Genomic DNA, 1,613 nt, shown 5'->3' on the forward strand with positions numbered 1-1,613 from the left:
TCTACCAGGGGTTTCGCCATGTCAGCAGGCGAACGTGAACCTTGCGATCATGCTGTGATCAGCAGCCCGCCGCCGGGGATGAAAACGGCTCACTGCCGATGTCCACCAGGACTTTGGCGCGCCCCTGGTGTCGGTCTGGGTCGGTCTGATCGTTTGTTGCGCGGACGGCACGTACTGGTGGCGCACGGGTTGGAATCCACGCAGACAGCGACCGATCTACGCAGGCCACCCCTTCACTCAGCCGACCCGCGCCGCCCACCGCGTCGCCCTTCGCTACACGCAACTGCGCATGTCGCACCCACTCTCGTCACTGATCGTCGGAGCACAGCCGTGCCCCTGACCGTGCAGCAAGTGCTCAACAGATTCCCGGGCTGGCAAATCATCGACATGTCCGGAGGCTGGGTCGCTGTGCGAATCAACTTCATGCCAAAGATCAGCGGACTCTCCAATGTCCGTTGCGGAGAGACCTTGGAGGAACTGGCCGGACATCTCCAGGCTGAGATCAGGCACCAGAAGTCACGGCAACTAGCGGTAGAAAGTTAATTCGATGGCAACCCGACCCGGAGCGCAGGGCCTCCAGGCCCGAGCACCGGAAGAGGGGCGGCAGATCGCCTTTGAACGACTTACCGCCCCTCATATAAAGGAGACACGAGACGTTACGACTCGATCTCAGAAGCTGCGTCTGACTCTACTTCAGGGACGCCTGGCCATTTGAACGCTTGCCCAAATCTCTCCTGATGAGTAGATGTAAGCTGACGCACCAATGCTTCGGACCAGGAGATCCTCATATCAGCCAAGTCTCGCAACTCAGTCGCCAGAGGTGCTCCCGCCGGATGAGCCAGATAGACTTTTACGCCAGTTTGCTGGACCGCACGAACCGCCTCCGCGAGATCACGGTCTCCAGCGACGAGGATGAACGTGTCACAAGCCCCCTGCTGAGCTAGTCGCATCATATCCAGAACCAGAAGCGTATCCACGCCCTTCTGCTGGTATAGCTTCTCGGGGCGGAAGTGCTCCCTCAGCTTTTCGTAGCTGTACCCGGCTTCGCGGACAGCATTTTTGAGAGCTATCTTATGATCAAATGGTCGCGCCTCTAGATGCCCTAGCCGCAACTGCAGGCCAGCACACGTCTCTAGCTCTGCGAAGCGCTCACGTTGCGCCCTGAAATTCGGATCATCGACTTTGTATGCACCGTCATACCAGTAGGCGCGAAGAAATGACATGTCCAAACGGTGAGCCGAAATGCGGAACCATTCCACTAGCTCGTCAGCTTCAATTTTCACTTCGCCGACAGGTTTCTTCAAAACGCCAGCAGCCGATCGCGACATGAAGCCAGCATCTACCAGCCCGGCGATTCGCCCTCTCAACCTCGCCCCTCTCCACCTACTATGGTTAGCAGACGGTTTCGACCCAGTGGAGCCTAGCGTGTCTTCACAGCCCGAGATGGATGATTATCCACCCTCCGTAGCGCGTAGCGAGACTGATAGCGCACTAGCACGCTTGATGGTACTTGCCGACCTAGTGCTGTGACCGGAAACGATCACCGGGTTGGGCGCGGGGTTCAGGCTGCCGGTGTGAGTGGTCGGCCGCCCCAGCGGATGCCTTTCTCGCTG

At 58.7% G+C, this 1,613-nt stretch carries 1 protein-coding gene; it reads right to left on the minus strand.

Annotation, left to right across the window (positions count from 1 at the left end):
* Positions 1 to 656 precede the first annotated feature (656 nt).
* Positions 657 to 1,328 (minus strand): NYN domain-containing protein, encoded by a 672-nt coding sequence (locus ACWDXC_RS45225; protein WP_449993254.1) that lies wholly within the window; start codon positions 1,326 to 1,328, stop codon positions 657 to 659.
* Between the last annotated feature and the right edge of the window lie 285 nt (positions 1,329 to 1,613).

Source organism: Nonomuraea sp. NPDC003214 (assembly GCF_053590035.1).